The organism is Alexandriicola marinus, assembly GCF_004000435.1.
Lineage (GTDB): Bacteria > Pseudomonadota > Alphaproteobacteria > Rhodobacterales > Rhodobacteraceae > Alexandriicola > Alexandriicola marinus.
In genome coordinates this window covers 1-815 of the sequence record NZ_RBVZ01000058.1, presented here as the reverse complement: position 1 = coordinate 815, position 815 = coordinate 1, and the positions used below count along the sequence as shown (strand labels likewise).

At 57.1% G+C, this 815-nt stretch carries 1 protein-coding gene; it reads right to left on the bottom strand.

Annotated features, from left to right (window positions below; all coding sequences use genetic code 11):
• Positions 1-276 precede the first annotated feature (276 nt).
• Positions 277-815, bottom strand: a 539-nt coding sequence (locus EP376_RS22660; protein ID WP_240652498.1) for a hypothetical protein, incomplete at its 5' end; no start/stop codon positions are given.

Sequence of the window (815 nt, the reverse complement as noted above, 5' to 3'; positions counted from 1 at the left end):
TTGGGTTTATCGCTGGAGTACAGGCGGGCACGCGGTGATGTGGGACGTCCACGGGCCCCAGCCGGTGTCGGAAATCCGGCCGGATCTCACTGCGGAACAGAAACAGGAAATCGACTTCGACATATTGACCCGGATCGGAAGAGACGAGAACGGCTGAGCAGGGCATTCCCGCGTCGTTTGCCAAAGTGCCAAGCTTCTCTTCGATACCGAAGCGCGCAGGGCGCCATCGCAGATGTTCGCGACATCGGTCTTCAGACGGAGCCAATTGGCGTCGGATCAGTAGTTCACCTGCTCAAAGCCGTAGTTGCCCTCGTAGTCACGCCAATCGACGAAGACGGATCGATGATAGATAGTCGGGCAATTCTGACCCCATCGTTCAAGTCCCACATGTGCTTCGGGCAGGGCAGTTACGGAAGAGCTGTGCCAAGCGAAATCGCCTTGGGTTCCGTAGGTGCCAAGGACCACGGTGGCGCTACGTCTGCAGTCGTCGTCGCTTCCAGATTCGTGCTGTTGCGCATGCCGGACATCAAAGACCCGAATGGATCGTACGAAGTTGAAATCAGGTCCGCTGATATCGATGTCCGCTCGATCTTGAACGAGTCGGAGGGTCTGGTCGAAGGGAACAAGGTGTTCAGTTGCGTCTGCCGTTCGCCAAGCGGCCAATATTGGCTCATCAAGGCCGGCGACTTCGTGTGTAGCGAAGGATTGGCGCGGTCTTGCACTGTTAGATTTGAAGAACGCTTCGAAGATGCCGTCTGTACTGCTTGATGGCCGAACGCCCTCATAGGAGGCGCCCATGGGACAGCGCCAGATTT